Source organism: Pseudomonas sp. LBUM920 (assembly GCF_003852315.1).
GTDB lineage: Bacteria > Pseudomonadota > Gammaproteobacteria > Pseudomonadales > Pseudomonadaceae > Aquipseudomonas.
Window position 1 is genome coordinate 6,126,961 of sequence record NZ_CP027762.1, and the last position, 14,894, is coordinate 6,141,854.

Annotated in this window: 14 protein-coding genes; 10 read left to right on the forward strand and 4 right to left on the reverse strand. The window is 61.9% G+C overall.

Annotation, left to right across the window (positions count from 1 at the left end):
- The first annotated feature begins 207 nt into the window (after positions 1 to 207).
- From C4J83_RS28525 to C4J83_RS28540, 4 genes are all read left to right on the forward strand, one after another.
- Positions 208 to 1,563: a M16 family metallopeptidase gene (locus C4J83_RS28525; RefSeq protein ID WP_124418666.1), complete on the forward strand. Its 1,356-nt coding sequence runs from the start codon at positions 208 to 210 to the stop codon at positions 1,561 to 1,563.
- Positions 1,556 to 3,046 carry a M16 family metallopeptidase gene (locus C4J83_RS28530; RefSeq protein ID WP_124418667.1) on the forward strand — a complete coding sequence of 497 codons (1,491 nt, stop codon included), beginning with the start codon at positions 1,556 to 1,558 and terminating at the stop codon, positions 3,044 to 3,046. The genes C4J83_RS28525 and C4J83_RS28530 overlap by 8 nt, the downstream gene beginning before the upstream one ends.
- Positions 3,046 to 3,663 carry a 16S rRNA (guanine(966)-N(2))-methyltransferase RsmD gene (gene rsmD / locus C4J83_RS28535; protein WP_124418668.1) on the forward strand — a complete coding sequence of 206 codons (618 nt, stop codon included), beginning with the start codon at positions 3,046 to 3,048 and terminating at the stop codon, positions 3,661 to 3,663. The genes C4J83_RS28530 and rsmD overlap by 1 nt, the downstream gene beginning before the upstream one ends.
- A 185-nt stretch (positions 3,664 to 3,848) precedes the next feature.
- The gene (locus tag C4J83_RS28540) at positions 3,849 to 4,844 is read left to right on the forward strand and encodes a hydrolase (RefSeq protein ID WP_124418669.1); all 996 of its coding nucleotides are present in this window, start codon (positions 3,849 to 3,851) and stop codon (positions 4,842 to 4,844) included.
- A gap of 117 nt (positions 4,845 to 4,961) precedes the next feature.
- On the opposite strand, the gene C4J83_RS28545 is transcribed toward C4J83_RS28540, so the two are convergent.
- Positions 4,962 to 5,816: a sulfurtransferase gene (locus tag C4J83_RS28545; RefSeq protein WP_124418670.1), complete on the reverse strand. Its 855-nt coding sequence runs from the start codon at positions 5,814 to 5,816 to the stop codon at positions 4,962 to 4,964.
- A gap of 33 nt (positions 5,817 to 5,849) precedes the next feature.
- Positions 5,850 to 6,521: a TetR/AcrR family transcriptional regulator gene (locus C4J83_RS28550; RefSeq protein ID WP_106575697.1), complete on the reverse strand. Its 672-nt coding sequence runs from the start codon at positions 6,519 to 6,521 to the stop codon at positions 5,850 to 5,852.
- Positions 6,522 to 6,667: 146 nt separating this feature from the next.
- Here C4J83_RS28550 and C4J83_RS28555 point away from each other — a divergent pair, with 146 nt between their 5' ends.
- The 5 genes from C4J83_RS28555 to C4J83_RS28575 all read left to right on the forward strand — a co-directional run bounded on the left by C4J83_RS28555 (position 6,668) and on the right by C4J83_RS28575 (position 11,618).
- Entirely contained in the window at positions 6,668 to 8,095 is a 1,428-nt protein-coding gene (locus tag C4J83_RS28555) for a coniferyl aldehyde dehydrogenase (protein ID WP_106575698.1), read from the forward strand.
- Between the two features lie 28 nt (positions 8,096 to 8,123).
- Positions 8,124 to 8,669 (forward strand): twin-arginine translocation pathway signal protein, encoded by a 546-nt coding sequence (locus tag C4J83_RS28560; RefSeq protein ID WP_106575699.1) that lies wholly within the window; start codon positions 8,124 to 8,126, stop codon positions 8,667 to 8,669.
- Between the two features lie 151 nt (positions 8,670 to 8,820).
- Positions 8,821 to 10,416 carry a GMC family oxidoreductase gene (locus C4J83_RS28565; RefSeq protein WP_124418671.1) on the forward strand — a complete coding sequence of 532 codons (1,596 nt, stop codon included), beginning with the start codon at positions 8,821 to 8,823 and terminating at the stop codon, positions 10,414 to 10,416.
- A gap of 114 nt (positions 10,417 to 10,530) precedes the next feature.
- Entirely contained in the window at positions 10,531 to 11,010 is a 480-nt protein-coding gene (gene coaD, locus C4J83_RS28570) for a pantetheine-phosphate adenylyltransferase (RefSeq protein WP_003176711.1), read from the forward strand.
- A gap of 356 nt (positions 11,011 to 11,366) precedes the next feature.
- Positions 11,367 to 11,618 carry a YfhL family 4Fe-4S dicluster ferredoxin gene (locus tag C4J83_RS28575; RefSeq protein WP_003213796.1) on the forward strand — a complete coding sequence of 84 codons (252 nt, stop codon included), beginning with the start codon at positions 11,367 to 11,369 and terminating at the stop codon, positions 11,616 to 11,618.
- Between the two features lie 133 nt (positions 11,619 to 11,751).
- Here the strand turns inward: C4J83_RS28575 and mutM are convergent, their stop codons facing one another.
- Both mutM and C4J83_RS28585 read right to left on the reverse strand, forming a co-directional pair.
- Positions 11,752 to 12,564 (reverse strand): bifunctional DNA-formamidopyrimidine glycosylase/DNA-(apurinic or apyrimidinic site) lyase, encoded by an 813-nt coding sequence (gene mutM / locus C4J83_RS28580; protein WP_106575702.1) that lies wholly within the window; start codon positions 12,562 to 12,564, stop codon positions 11,752 to 11,754.
- Between the two features lie 21 nt (positions 12,565 to 12,585).
- The gene (locus C4J83_RS28585; RefSeq protein ID WP_177410058.1) at positions 12,586 to 13,398 is read right to left on the reverse strand and encodes an HDOD domain-containing protein; all 813 of its coding nucleotides are present in this window, start codon (positions 13,396 to 13,398) and stop codon (positions 12,586 to 12,588) included.
- A gap of 296 nt (positions 13,399 to 13,694) precedes the next feature.
- Here C4J83_RS28585 and C4J83_RS28590 point away from each other — a divergent pair, with 296 nt between their 5' ends.
- Positions 13,695 to 14,891, forward strand: coding sequence for a class I SAM-dependent rRNA methyltransferase (locus C4J83_RS28590; RefSeq protein WP_003213799.1), 1,197 nt, complete (start codon positions 13,695 to 13,697; stop codon positions 14,889 to 14,891).
- The last annotated feature ends 3 nt before the right edge of the window (positions 14,892 to 14,894 follow it).

Genomic DNA, 14,894 nt, shown 5'->3' on the forward strand with positions numbered 1-14,894 from the left:
ATCGTTTCAATAAAGGACTGAAGCGACAAAATCGGCGAAAAGTGGAAGATCATCGGGGAAAACCACCCTCTATTCCAACATTTCTACGACTGGATCCGGGACAAGATGGCCGCCGCAGTGGCCGTCCCTAAATCGGATCAGTATCCTAGCACCTCCTCGCCCGCCGACGCTAAGACCAAGCGGGCAGCCCAACAGGTTTAAAAACGAATGAATGCTCTAGCCCGCCGCGCTGCAGGCCTGCTGCTCAGCACAGTTTGTCTGCCCCTTTCAGCCTTGGCTGCCGACCCACAACCCACCCACGAATTCACCCTGGATAACGGCCTCAAAGTGGTCGTGCGCGAAGATCATCGCGCGCCGGTAGTGGTTTCACAGGTTTGGTACAAGGTTGGTTCGAGCTATGAAACACCCGGCCAGACCGGGTTGTCCCACGCCCTGGAACACATGATGTTCAAGGGCAGCGCCAAGGTCGGCCCCGGCGAAGCCTCGCTGATCCTGCGCGACCTGGGCGCCGAAGAAAACGCCTTCACCAGCGACGACTACACCGCCTACTACCAAGTGCTGGCCCGTGACCGCCTGGGCGTCGCGTTCGAGTTGGAAGCCGACCGCATGGCCAGCCTGCGCCTGCCGGCCGACGAGTTCAGCCGCGAGATCGAGGTGATCAAGGAAGAGCGCCGCCTGCGCACCGACGATAACCCGATGTCCAAGGCCTACGAGCGCTTCAAGGCCATGGCCTACCCGGCCAGCGGCTACCACACGCCGACCATCGGCTGGATGGCCGACCTTGAGCGCATGAAAGTCGAAGAGCTGCGTCACTGGTATCAGTCCTGGTATGTGCCGAACAACGCCACGCTGGTAGTGGTCGGTGATGTGACCCCGGATGAGGTCAAGAACCTTGCCCAGCGTTATTTCGGCCCTATCCCCAAGCGTGATGTGCCGCCCGCGAAAATCCCGCTGGAACTCGCCGAACCCGGCGAACGCCTGCTGACGATGCACGTGCAGACCCAACTGCCGAGCGTGATCCTGGGCTTCAACGTGCCGGGCCTGGCCACCGCCGAAGACAAGCGCTCGGTACAAGCCCTGCGTCTGCTCTCGGCGCTGCTCGACGGCGGCTATAGCGCGCGTATCTCGGAGCAACTGGAGCGCGGTGAAGAGCTGGTATCTGCCGCCTCGACCAGCTACGACGCCTACACCCGGGGTGACAGTCTGTTCACCCTGACGGCCACGCCGAACCAGCAGAAGAAAAAGACCGTTGCCCAAGCCGAAGCCGGCCTGTGGCGCCTGCTGGATGAGCTGAAAGCCAAGCCGCCGACCACCGAAGAACTGGAGCGTATCCGCGCTCAAGTGATTGCCGGCGTGGTCTATCAACGTGACTCCATCACCAGCCAGGCAACGGCTATCGGCTCCCTGGAAACCGTCGGCCTGTCCTGGAAACTGATGGACACCGAACTGGCCGACCTGCAAAGCGTGACGCCGGAAGATATCCAGAAAGCCGCACGCACTTATTTCACCCGCGAGCGTTTGAGCGTCGCCCATGTTTTGCCTGAGGAGACCGCTCATGAGTGATCGTAAAAGCAGCCGCCTGATCTTTCCTGGCCTGGTCGTCGTTACCCTGATCGCCGCCAGTGCCGTGTACTTCCTGCGCCCAAGCGAATCCGTCGCCAGCCAGGCCCTGGATAAAGCTGAATCGGCCAACAAATTGCAATCGCTGGCGGAACTGGACGGCAAGGCGCCGACCAACCGCAAGCTCGACGTGCAAACCTGGACCACCGCTGACGGCGCCAAGGTGCTGTTTGTCGAAGCCCACGAATTGCCGATGTTCGACATGCGCATCCTGTTCGCCGCCGGCAGCAGCCAGGACGGCGACACCCCCGGCCTGGCACTGTTGACCAATGCGATGCTCAACGAAGGCGTACCGGGCAAGGATGTCAGCCAGATCGCCAGCGGTTTTGAAGGCTTGGGCGCCGATTTCGGCAATGGTGCTTACCGCGACATGGCGCTGGTTTCGCTGCGCAGCCTGAGCGACAGCGACAAGCGCGACGCGGCCCTGGCACTGTTCGACGACGTGATCGGCAAGCCGACCTTCCCTGCCGATTCCCTGGCGCGGATCAAAAACCAGATCCTCGCAGGCTTTGAATACCAGAAGCAGAACCCGGCCAAGCTGGCCAGCCTTGAGCTGTTCAAGCGCCTGTACGGTGACCATCCTTACGCCCACCCGAGCGAAGGCACGCCCGACAGCATTGCGAAGATTAACCTCGCGCAACTGCAGGCGTTCCACGCCAAGGCGTATGCCGCGGGCAATGCGGTGATTGCAGTGGTCGGCGACCTGACCCGTGCCGAGGCCGAAGCCATGACGGCCAAGGTCTCCGCGTCGCTGCCTAAAGGCCCGGCCCTGGCGAAGATCGCCCAACCGACCGAGCCGCAAGCCGGCTTGAGCCATATCGAATTCCCGTCCAAGCAGACGCACCTGCTGTTCGCACAATTGGGCATCGACCGCGCCGACCCGGACTACGCGGCCTTGTCGCTGGGCAACCAGATCCTGGGCGGCGGTGGTTTCGGCACCCGCTTGATGAGTGAAGTGCGTGAAAAACGCGGCCTGACCTACGGCGTGTACTCCGGCTTCTCGCCGATGCAGGCACGCGGCCCGTTCATGATCAACCTGCAGACCCGCGCCGAAATGAGCGGCGGCACCCTGCGCCTGGTCGAAGACGTGCTGGCCGACTACCTCAAGACCGGCCCGACGCAAAAGGAACTGGACGACGCCAAGCGTGAGCTGGCCGGCAGCTTCCCGCTGTCCACCGCGAGCAACGCCGATATCGTCGGGCAGCTGGGCGCCATGGGTTTCTACAACCTGCCGCTGAGCTATCTTGAGGATTTCATGAAACAATCCCAGGCCCTGACCGTAGAGCAGGTCAAGGCTGCAATGAATAAACACTTGAGCGCCGACAAGATGGTCATCGTGACCGCCGGCCCGACGATTGCGCAAAAGCCACTACCGCCCCCCACTGATAAACCTGCCGAGCAGCCGCTCGGGGTTCCGGAGCATTAATGGCCAGTTCATCTCGCCCGAAAAAACCCGTCCACAACGTGCATAACGGTGTGGGCCAACTGCGCATCATTGGCGGTGAATGGGGCAGCCGCAAGCTGAGCTTCCCCGACGTCGTAGGCCTGCGCCCGACGCCGGATCGCGTGCGTGAAACCCTGTTCAACTGGCTTGCGCCGTACATCGGCGGGGCCAAAGTGCTGGACCCGTTCGCCGGCAGCGGCGCGCTGTTCCTGGAGGCGCTGTCCCGTGGCGCGGCCCAGGCCCAGGCGCTGGATGCCAGCAATGTGGCGGTGTCCAGCCTCAAGGAGCACCTGGGCACTTTGCGCTGCACCACCGGCCAGGTCCAGACCGCCGACGCGCTGCGCTACCTGGAAACCCAGGCGGCGACTGAATACGACGTGGTGTTTCTCGACCCGCCGTTCAATCAGAACCTGTTGCCGACCGTGTGTGCGCTGCTGGAAGAGCGTCAGTGGCTGGCGGCAGATGCGTGGATTTACACTGAAAGTGAAACCGCGCCGTCTACCCTCGGCCTGCCGGGCGCCTGGCGCCTGCACCGCGAGCAGAAGTCCGGCCGGGTGTATTACGCGCTGTGGCATCGCCTGGTAGAAAGCGCCGTCTGATGTGTGGCAAGCGGGGCTTGTTGCCCCGCGTTGGGCCGCGAGGCGGTCCCAAAAGAGTCACCGCGTTCACTCTGCCCGACCGCGGTGACTGAGCCAGGGCCGCTGCGCAGTCCAACGCAGGGCAGGCCTGCTCGCCACATGAAGCCTCGCTCGCCACAACGAGTCCGCTCGCTACAGAGATGTCCATGACCCCTTCCGTCGACCTGTTCAAACCCGCTTTCGGCCTCGGCAACCCGCACCTGCAAACGCTGTGGGGGCCGTTGTGGCGTCCTACCACGCATATTGAACGCCAACGCGAACGCTTGTGGCTGGACGACGGCGACTTCCTTGACCTTGACTGGCACGGCCCCCATGACGCGCAAGCGCCATTGGTGCTGGTGCTGCATGGGCTGACCGGCTCGTCCAATTCGCCCTACGTGGCCGGCTTGCAAAAAGTCCTCGCCGCCCAAGGCTGGGCGAGCGCCGCGCTGAACTGGCGCGGGTGTTCGGGTGAGCCCAACCTGCTGGCGCGCAGTTACCATTCGGGCGCCAGCGAAGACCTGGCAGCAGCGATTGCGCATCTGCGCGCCAAGCGACCGTTGGCGCCGCTGTATGCCGTGGGTTATTCGCTGGGCGGCAACGTGCTGCTCAAGCACTTGGGTGAAACCGGCCAAGCCTCGGGGCTGCATGGCGCGGCCGCGGTGTCGGTGCCGTTTCGCCTGGACCAGTGTGCGGATCGCATCGGGCTGGGGTTTTCGCGGGTGTATCAGAAGCACTTTATGCGCGAGATGCTGGCGTATATCCGCGTCAAGCAACGTCGTTTTTTACAGGATGGCCAAGCTGACGGGCTGAAAACCCTCGAGGCACTCGGCTCGCTGGAGAAGATGCGTACGTTCTGGGACTTCGACGGGCGGGTGACCGCGCCGCTGCATGGCTTTCTCAGCGCCGAGGACTATTACCGCCGCGCGTCGAGTCGCTATTACCTGGGCGATATTCGCACGCCGACGCTGATTATCCAGGCGGCCGATGACCCATTCGTGTTCGCCCACAGCTTGCCCGAGGCCAGTGAACTGTCGGCTTGCACCGAGTTCGAGTTGTTGGCCAAGGGTGGGCATGTGGGGTTTGTTGATGGGTCGCTGAAGCGCCCCACTTATTACCTGGAGCGTCGCATTCCACAGTGGCTACTGGCTCAACACGGCTAAAAATGTGGGCGCTGGCTTGCCGGCGATGAGGTCGTGTCAGTTGGCTGATTAAACACTGACACACCGCTGTCGCAGGCAAGCCAGCTGCCACACGTGATCGGATTTCAGACTGGGAATTTAGTCGCCGGTAGCAACTTCCCGCGCCGGGTCGGTAATCCACTCGCTCCACGACCCCGCATACAGCTTGCCCAACGGGTAACCCGCCAAACTCAGCGCAAACAGGTTGTGACACGCCGTCACGCCAGAACCGCAATACGCCACCAACTCTTCCGGCGAGCGGCCCTTCAACTGCGCAGCGAAACGCTGCTTGAGCTGCTCAGCTGGCAGGAAGCGACCGTCACTGCCCAGGTTTTCGTTGAACGCCGCACATTGGGCGCCAGGAATGTGCCCGGCAATCGGGTCGATAGGCTCCACGTCGCCGCGAAAACGCGCTTGGGCGCGGGCATCGATCAAGGTCATGCCCGGTTCGCCCAAGCGTTTTTGCAGGTGCTCGGCGTCCAGCACGAGGTGATTGTCCGGGGTGCCGGCAAACGTCCCCGGCTCAACCACGGGCGCGTCCAGGCTCAGCGGGAAGCCGGCCGAGTGCCAGGCCTTGAGGCCTGCGTCCAGAATAAACACGCCGTCGCGTTTGCCCAGCCAGGCCAGCAGCCACCACGCTCGGGCGGCATAAGCGCCGGGGCCGTCGTCATACAGCACGATGTCCGTGTCGGCATTGATGCCCCAGGCCCGCAGTTGCGCGGCCAAGGTGTCCGCCGCCGGCAACGGATGACGCCCGGTCACGCCCTTTGTCACCGCACCGCTGAGGTGGCGCTCCAGGTCGGCATATTGCGCACCTTCGATATGCCCTTCGGCGTAGCTGCAAAGCCCGTAGTCCGGGTCTTCCAGGGCAAAGCGGCAATCCAGGATCACCAGCCCGGCCGCCTTCTGGCGCTCGGCGAGTTGCTGGGGGCTGATCAGTTGGGCAAGCGGCATGACGGACTCCTGTGAACAGATTCGGGAAAGGTCCTACTTCACTTCTTCCAGTGCCTGGTTCAACGGCACATAAAACTCTTTGAACAAGGCGTCTACCGCCTCTTTGGCCTGGGGCGTGACAAACCCCGCCTCCAGCACCAGCACCTGGTACACCCCACGCTTGATCGCCTCGGCGCTCAAGTGGGCGGAATTTTCATTGGTGGTGCACAGAAATCGCACCCACGAGGTGAGGATGATCCAGGCATTGAGGGTCAGCGCCTCGGTTTGCACCGGGTCCATATTGAGGATGCCGGCATCGACAAACCCTTGATAGATGGCGCCGCCCTGGATCAGGCAACGCTGGGAAAAGCGCCGGTAGCCGGTGGCCAGTTCCGGGTCGCTTTCCAGCAGGTGTTCCAGGTCGCGGTGCAGGAAGCGGTAGCGCCACATGCCAGCCAGCACGGCCTGCAGGTAAAAACGCTTGTCTTCGACGGTGACGGCGCGGCCCTGGGGCGGGCGCAGGAAACTGTCCACTAGGACTTCGTATTCGCGAAACAGCACGGCGATGATCGCCTGCTTGTTGGGGAAGTGGTAGTACAGGTTGCCCGGGGAAATTTCCATGTGGGCGGCAATGTGATTGGTGCTGACGCTGCGCTCGCCCTGCTGGTTAAAAAGCTCCAGGCTGGTTTGCACGATGCGCTCGCTGGTCTTTACTCGTGGTGCCATAGGGGATCAGCTTCTGAACACGTGATGGGGCATCTTACGGCCTATCCTTGTCTGGATAAATCCGCATGTTGCTGCAATGACATTTGACAATTTAGAGCAATGACTCTAAAAATCCAGGCAGACCTATAACAATCGGGAACTGCGCCATGTCTGCCAACGTTGCCTACCTGCAAGATTCCCAGGCGCTGGATCAGCTCCAGGACCTGTTCGACGCCCAGCGCCGTGCCTATGCCGCCAACCCGATGCCACCGGCGGCGCAGCGCCAACAATGGCTCAAGGCATTGCGCGATGTACTCAGCGACGAACGCCAGGCCCTGATCGACGCGATCAGCCAGGACTTCAGCCACCGCAGCGCAGACGAAACCCTGTTCGCCGAATTGATGCCGAGCCTGCATGGCATTCACTACGCCAGCAAACACCTCAAAGGCTGGATGAAACCTTCCCGCCGCGCTGTAGGCATCGCCTTCCAACCGGCATCTGCCAAGGTCATCTATCAACCACTGGGCGTGGTCGGCGTGATCGTGCCGTGGAACTACCCGTTGTATTTGGCCATCGGCCCATTGGTCGGCGCGTTGGCGGCCGGTAACCGGGTGATGCTCAAGCTCAGCGAATCCACGCCCGCTACGGGTGAGCTGCTCAAGGCGCTGCTGGCGAAAATTTTCCCCGAAGACCTGGTGTGCGTGGTGCTGGGCGAAGCCGAAGTGGGCATGGCGTTTTCCAAATTGCGCTTCGATCACCTGCTGTTCACCGGCGCCACCAGCATCGGCAAGCACGTGATGCGTGCTGCAGCTGAACACCTGACCCCGGTGACGCTGGAGCTGGGCGGCAAGTCGCCGGCAATAGTCTCCGCCGATGTGCCGCTCAAGGACGCCGCCGAGCGCATCGCCTTCGGCAAATGCCTGAATGCCGGGCAAACCTGCGTGGCGCCGGACTACGTGCTGGTGCCCGAAGACCGTGTCGAGGGGTTCGTCGAGGCATACAGCAAGGCAGTTCGCGGGTTTTACCCAACCCTGACCGACAACCCGGACTACACCGCCATCATCAATGATCGGCAACAGGCCAGGCTGAATGCCTACGTCAAAGACGCCACCGACAAAGGCGCCACCCTGATCGCCTTGTACGACCAAGGCCAGGCACGGCGTATGTCCCACAGCCTGTTGCTGAATGTCAGCGATGAAATGACCGTGATGCAGGACGAAATCTTCGGCCCGGTGCTGCCGATCGTGCCGTATCGCGGCATCGACCAGGCGTTTGCCTACATCAACCAACGCCCTCGCCCGTTGGCCCTGTATTACTTCGGCTACAACAAGGGCGAGCAGAACCGCGTACTGCATGAAACCCACTCCGGCGGCGTGTGCCTGAACGACACCCTGCTGCATGTGGCCCAGGACGACATGCCCTTCGGCGGCATCGGACCTTCCGGCATGGGCCACTACCACGGCCACGAAGGGTTCCTTACGTTCAGCAAGGCCAAGGGCGTGCTGGTGAAGCAGCGCCTCAACGCGGCGAAATTGATCTACCCGCCCTATGGCAAGTCGATTCAGAAGTTGATTCAGAAGTTGTTTATTCGCTGATTCCGCCACTCTCGGGACAACAATAACAATGAACCCTAGCCTGACTGAAACACCTGCGCTGTCGCGGCGCGGCGTCTTGAAAATTGGCCTGTGTGCCAGCGCGTTCCTGGCCACTGCCGGGCTGGGCGCCAGCCTCAGCGGGTGTTCCAGCAGCACCCCGGCCAGCGGCTTTGCCATGCTGCGCAGCAGCGACTTGCCGTTCTTGCGCGCGGTGATCCCGGTGCTGCTCGAAGGCGCGGCCAGCGCCCAGGACGTGGTCGCCGGGATTGAAGACACGCTGAAAAAACTCGACTACAGCCTGCAGCACCTGTCGCCGGAGATGTTCAAGCTTACCCAGCAACTGTTCGACGTGCTGGGCATGGGCATCACCCGCGGCCCGCTGACGGGGATCTGGGGCAGTTGGGAAAATGCCAGCGGTGAGCAGATCCGCAACTTCCTGCACCGCTGGGAAAACAGCTACCTGAACCTGCTGCGCATGGGCCAGGGCTCACTGCTCAAGCTGGTGATCATGGCGTGGTACTTCCGCCCGCAATCCTGGGCCCATTGCGGCTACCCCGGCCCGCCGAAGATCTAGACCTGACAACCCGATTAGGAAATGTGGGAGCTGGCAGGCCTGCGATGGCGGTGTATCCGCGGTGAATTGATCGGCAGGCAAACCGCTATCGCCGGCAAGCCAGCTCCCACACTGGTCGCAACTTCGTACAGAAAAATAAGAGTGCACACCTATGCCCGTACCCGATCTGTTCCGCGACGGCCTGGCCCGCGGCTGGAAAACCCACAATGGCGCCGCACTCGACAGCGACCTGACGCTGGAAGCCGATGTGGTGATCATCGGCAGTGGTGCCGGCGGTGGCACCACCGCCGAAATCCTCAGCGCCGCGGGCTACAAGGTGCTGCTGATCGAAGAGGGCCCGCTCAAGACCAGCAGCGACTTCAAGCTGCTCGAAGACGAGGCCTACGCCAGCCTGTACCAGGAAGGCATTGGCCGCATGAGCAAGGACGGCGCGATCACCATCCTGCAGGGCCGGGCGGTGGGCGGCACCACATTGATCAACTGGACGTCGAGTTTTCGCACGCCCGACGCCACGCTTTCCCACTGGGCCAGTGAGTACGCGGTGAAAGGCCACAGCAGCGCCGAGATGGCGCCGTGGTTCGAAAAAATGGAACAGCGCCTGGGCATCGCGCCATGGGCGATTCCACCGAATGCCAATAACGATGTAATCCGCAAAGGCTGCGAAAAGCTCGGTTACAGCTGGCACGTGATCCCGCGCAACGTGCGCGGCTGCTTCAACCTGGGCTATTGCGGCATGGGCTGCCCGGTCAACGCCAAGCAATCGATGCTGGTGACCACCATCCCGTCCACGCTGGAGAACGGCGGCGAGCTGCTGTACCTGGCCCGCGCCGAACGCTTGAACTACAGCGGCGACACCATCAGCAGCCTGGAATGCGTGGCGATGGACGCGCGCTGCGTCGCGCCCACGGGTCGCAAGATAACGGTCAAGGCCAGGCATTACGTGCTGTCGGGCGGCGGCATCAACAGCCCGGCGCTGCTGATGCGCTCGGACGCGCCCGACCCGCACTCGCGCGTGGGCAAGCGCACGTTTCTGCACCTGGTGAATTTTTCTGCCGCGCAGTTCGACGAGGTGATCAACCCGTTCTACGGCGCGCCGCAGTCAATTTATTCCGATCATTTTCAGTGGGTGGACGGCACCACCGGCAAAATGTCCTACAAGCTGGAGGCACCGCCCTTGCACCCAGGATTGGCCAGCACGCTATTCGGCGGTTACGGCACCGGCAACGCGCTGGATATGAGCCAGTTGCCACATACCCACGCCATGCTTGCCCTTTTACGTGATGGTTTTCATCCCGACAGCCCTGGCGGCACGGTGGAATTACGCGGCGACGGTACGCCGGTTCTCGATTACCCAGTATCGCCCTACGCCTGGGACGGCCTGCGCCGAGCCTTCCACAGCATGGCCGAGATCCAGTTCGCGGCGGGCGCCAAGTCGGTCAAGCCATTGCATCACGACGCGCGTTACGTCAGCACCCTGGCCGAGGCACGCAGCCTGATCGACGGCCTGAGCCTGGAACTGCATCGGACCACCCTGGGCAGCGCCCACGTGATGGGCGGTTGCGCCATGGGCGAAGACCCGAAAAACGCAGTGGCTGACAGCCTCGGTCGCCATCACCAGTTGCGCAACCTGTCGATCCACGACGGCTCGTTGTTCCCCACCAGCATTGGGGCTAACCCGCAATTGTCGGTGTATGGATTAACCGCGCAACTGGCGACTGCGTTGGCCGAACGTCTGAAAACAGCGTGAAAAAACAGGTTATTCGCGGTGTCTATAGTGCTTTCTTCTGCATAAGTTGACTTGGCCGACCGGGATGGCTGCGATACCATCCGGTTCCCCAACGGACTCCGCCAGGACGACGCGATGAACCGAGTGTTGTACCCAGGTACCTTCGACCCGATTACCAAAGGCCATGGCGATCTGGTCGAACGCGCCTCTCGCCTGTTCGACCATGTGATCATCGCGGTCGCTGCCAGCCCCAAGAAAAACCCGCTGTTTCCCCTGGAACAGCGCGTGGAACTGGCGCGTGAGGTCACCAAACACCTGCCTAACGTGGAAGTGGTGGGTTTTTCGACGCTGCTGGCACACTTCGCCAAGGAGCAGAACGCCAATGTGTTCCTGCGTGGCCTGCGCGCGGTGTCCGACTTCGAGTACGAATTCCAGCTGGCCAACATGAACCGCCAACTGGCGCCGGACGTCGAAAGCCTGTTCCTCACGCCGTCGGAGCGTTATTCGTTCATTTCCTCGACGTTGGTCCGTGAAATCGCCGCTTTGGGCGGAGATATCACCAAGTTCGTGCACCCGGCTGTGGCGGATGCGCTGACACTGCGCTTCAAGAAGTAATTTTCTGATGAGCGGGCTTGCCTGTGCCAAGCCTGACTTGTCCATGCTGAGCCTGATTTGCCTGCACTGAGCAGGCTTATTGTGGCAGCGGGCTTGCTGCGGCGAGCGGGCTTGCCCCGCATTGGGCTGCGAAGCAGCCCAATGAAGCCACCGCGTAGTTCCAGCCAAAACACCGCCGCCTGTTTTTAGCGCCGCTTCGCAGCGCAACGCAAGGCAAGCCTGCTCGCCACAACCACCACGGCGCTCCCCACAACAAGCCCAGCGATCGCCACAGCTCGCACTGCGGGCGCCAATGCGGCACAATTGCGCGCATTCGTTTTCAGATGCCCTGGCTGACAGCCCTGGCAGGAGTTTCCATGTCCCTGATCATCACCGACGATTGCATCAACTGCGACGTCTGCGAACCTGAGTGCCCGAACGCTGCGATTTCCCAGGGTGAAGAGATCTACGTGATCGACCCCAACCTGTGCACCCAATGCGTCGGCCACTACGACGAGCCTCAGTGCCAGCAAGTGTGCCCGGTGGATTGCATTCCGCTGGACGAGGCACACCCTGAGACTGAAGAACAGTTGATGGAGAAATATCGGTTGATTACCGGTAAGGCCTGAGGTTCTTCAGTGCCTGCAAGGGCCTCTTTGCGAGCACGCCCGCTCCCACCGTTGACCGAGTACCCACATCAAAATGCGGTCGAATGTGGGAGCGGGCTTGCCTGCGATGGCGACATCAGCCCTCACCCAACACTCAGCTCTGGCATTTAGGGCAAAACACACTCGCCCGCTGCCCCAACACCACATTGCGCAATTCGCTGCCGCAGACCTTGCACGCCTCGCCGCCCCGGCCGTAGACGAACAGTTCCTGCTGAAAATACCCCGGCTGCCCGTCACCGCCGATAAAGTCCCGCAATGTGGTGCCGCCACGCTCGATGGCGGCGGCCAGCACACGCTTGATCTCAATCGCCAGCTTCAAGTAACGCCCGCGAGAAATGCCACCGGCAGCCCTGCGCGGGTCAATCCCGGCGGCAAACAGCGCTTCGGTCGCATAGATATTGCCCACGCCCACCACCACCGCGTTGTCCATGATGAACGGCTTCACCGCCATCGACTTGCCGCGGGACAGCTGGAACAGCCGCTCGCCGTCAAACAGGTCAGTCAACGGCTCCGGCCCCAGGCGAATCAGCAATTCGTGGTTGTGCGGGTCCTGGCTCCAGAGCATTGCGCCGAAGCGCCGCGGGTCGGTGTAGCGCAGCGCCATTCCCGACTCCAGCTCGATGTCCACATGCTCATGCTTGAGCGCGGGTGAACCGGCTTCCACCAGCCGCAGGTTGCCCGACATGCCCAAGTGGCTGATCAAGGTGCCCACTTCGGCATTGATCAACAGGTACTTGGCCCGCCGCTCCACCAGCACGATGCGCTGCCCGGACAGGCGCACATCCAGGTCTTCCGGGATCGGCCAGCGCAAGCGCCGCTCACGCACCACCACACGGCTGACGCGTTGGCCTTCCAGGTGCGGCGCAATCCCGCGCCGGGTGGTTTCGACTTCTGGTAACTCGGGCATGTGTACCTCGTAAAAAAAGGGTCAGTGCGCGCCCAGTTCGCGGATCGACAACTTCATGCTTTCGAAGTCGTAGTCCGACAGGCCCACGTAATCCAGCACCAGATGGCCGATGGCATTCCATTCATGGTCCACGGCCTGGTTACCCAGCACGCGATAGGACGAACAGATGTGCTCAGCCATTTTCAAGATGGCCAGCAGGTTTTTAAGTTGCGGCGTGCGCGAGGACTCATCGCTGAAAATCGCCAACGCGTTGTGGTGGTTGGCAATCGCGTCGGTCACATGCTCCGGCAGACGCCAGGATTTGGCGGTGTAGTAACCGACCACGGCATGGTTGGTGTTGAACGCGTTGTTCTCGGTGTCGACCACGCGGCAATCGGGCCCGGCATTGGCGTAGGCCTGCTCCAGTACCGTCATGTAATTGGGGAACCGCTTGAGCATCAACGGCACGCCGCAATCGTGGAACAGCCCCAGGGCATAAGCCTCGTCCACCGCCTGCGAGCCGGTGCGCTTGGCCAGGGTCAGGCAGGTCATGGCCACATCCTGGGCGGTGTCCCAGAAGCGGTTGAGAGTGACAATGGTGTCGTCGCTCATCTCGCCTTTGATCGACTGCGCGTTGATCAAGTTGATGATCGAACGGCTGCCCAGCAGATTCACCGCGCGCTGGATCGAGGCAATCTTGTTGCTCAGGCCGTAATACGGCGAGTTGACGATCTTCAGCAATGCGCCGGACAGGCCAGGGTCCTGGGAGATCAACCGCGCGATCACTTCCAGGTCCGGGTCGGGCATGTACTGCTCCATCTGCAAATCCACCATGATTTGCGGTTGAGGCGGCACGCTGATGCCTTGCAGGGCCTGTTGGATCTGCTCGGCGGAAAGCTCTTGGGACATAAGTACACACTCTGGGCTAGGCGGGGATTCTAACCCTTATGAAGACTTGACCGACACCCAAATGCCGAACTGAAACCGGATCAAATGTGGGAGCGGGCCTGTTCGCGAAAGCCCGATGTCAGTCACCCAATACAGGGGCTGATCCACCGCTTTCGCGAGCAAGCCCGCTCCCACATGTCCGGCGGCGCCGCGAATGCATGCACAACACGGTATACTCCCGCTCTTTTTTCCGGAGCGACGTCATGTCCCTGCCAAGCCTGCGTCTCAAAGCCAACGCCGATCGTCGTTTGCGCAACGGCCACCTGTGGGTCTACAGCAACGAAATCGACGTGGCCGCCACCCCACTTCACGGCTTCCAGGCAGGCGACCAGGCTATCCTGGAAGCGGCCGGCGGCAAGACCCTGGGCATCGTGGCCATGAGCCCGAACAACCTGATCTGCGCACGCCTGCTGTCGCGCGACATCAAGTTGCCATTGGACAAGTCGCTGCTGGTGCACCGCATCAACGTCGCGCTGTCGCTGCGTGACCGCCTGTTCGACAAGCCGTTCTACCGCCTGGTGTATGGCGACTCCGACTTGTTGCCAGGCCTGGTGGTCGACCGTTTCGGCGACATCCTGGTCGTCCAGATCGCTTCGGCGACCATGGAAGCCCACAAAGAAGACGTGATCGCCGCCCTGACCCAAGTGCTCAAGCCAAGCGGCATCCTGTTCAAGAACGACTCCGCCGCGCGCGACGCCGAAGGCCTCAACCGCTACGTTGAAACCGTGTTCGGCCTGGTGCCGGAATGGGTCGCGCTGGAAGAGAACGGCGTGAAATTCGAAGCCCCGGTAATCCAGGGCCAGAAGACCGGCTGGTTCTACGACCACCGCATGAACCGCGCCCGCCTGGCCCCGTATGCCAAAGGCAAACGCGTGCTGGACCTGTACAGCTACATCGGCGGCTGGGGCGTGCAAGCGGCCGCCTTCGGCGCCAGTGAAGTGTTCTGCGTCGACGCTTCGGCCTTCGCCCTCGACGGTGTTGAGCGCAACGCGGCACTGAACGGCGTTGCCGAGAAGATGACCTGCATCGAAGGCGACGTGTTCGAAGCCCTCAAAGAGCTGAAAGCCAGCGAAGAGCGTTTCGACGTGATCGTGGCCGACCCACCTGCCTTCATCAAACGCAAGAAAGACATGAAGAACGGCGAAGGCGCCTACCGCCGCCTGAACGAGCAAGCCATGCGCCTGCTCAGCAAGGACGGCATCCTGGTCAGCGCATCCTGCTCGATGCACCTGCCGGAAGACGACCTGCAAAACATCCTGCTGACCAGCGCCCGTCACCTGGACCGCAATATCCAGATGCTCGAACGCGGCGGCCAGGGCCCGGATCACCCGGTGCACCCGGCGATTGCCGAGACTCGGTATATCAAGAGCATTACGTGCCGGTTGTTGCCGAATAGCTAAGTA

Coding starts and splice junctions, on each gene's coding strand:
- C4J83_RS28525 (WP_124418666.1), top strand. CDS start 208: ATGAATGCTCTAGCCCGCCGCGCTGCAGGCCTGCTGCTCAGCACAGTT.
- C4J83_RS28530 (WP_124418667.1), top strand. CDS start 1,556: ATGAGTGATCGTAAAAGCAGCCGCCTGATCTTTCCTGGCCTGGTCGTC.
- rsmD (WP_124418668.1), top strand. CDS start 3,046: ATGGCCAGTTCATCTCGCCCGAAAAAACCCGTCCACAACGTGCATAAC.
- C4J83_RS28540 (WP_124418669.1), top strand. CDS start 3,849: ATGACCCCTTCCGTCGACCTGTTCAAACCCGCTTTCGGCCTCGGCAAC.
- C4J83_RS28545 (WP_124418670.1), bottom strand. CDS start 5,816: ATGCCGCTTGCCCAACTGATCAGCCCCCAGCAACTCGCCGAGCGCCAG.
- C4J83_RS28550 (WP_106575697.1), bottom strand. CDS start 6,521: ATGGCACCACGAGTAAAGACCAGCGAGCGCATCGTGCAAACCAGCCTG.
- C4J83_RS28555 (WP_106575698.1), top strand. CDS start 6,668: ATGTCTGCCAACGTTGCCTACCTGCAAGATTCCCAGGCGCTGGATCAG.
- C4J83_RS28560 (WP_106575699.1), top strand. CDS start 8,124: ATGAACCCTAGCCTGACTGAAACACCTGCGCTGTCGCGGCGCGGCGTC.
- C4J83_RS28565 (WP_124418671.1), top strand. CDS start 8,821: ATGCCCGTACCCGATCTGTTCCGCGACGGCCTGGCCCGCGGCTGGAAA.
- coaD (WP_003176711.1), top strand. CDS start 10,531: ATGAACCGAGTGTTGTACCCAGGTACCTTCGACCCGATTACCAAAGGC.
- C4J83_RS28575 (WP_003213796.1), top strand. CDS start 11,367: ATGTCCCTGATCATCACCGACGATTGCATCAACTGCGACGTCTGCGAA.
- mutM (WP_106575702.1), bottom strand. CDS start 12,564: ATGCCCGAGTTACCAGAAGTCGAAACCACCCGGCGCGGGATTGCGCCG.
- C4J83_RS28590 (WP_003213799.1), top strand. CDS start 13,695: ATGTCCCTGCCAAGCCTGCGTCTCAAAGCCAACGCCGATCGTCGTTTG.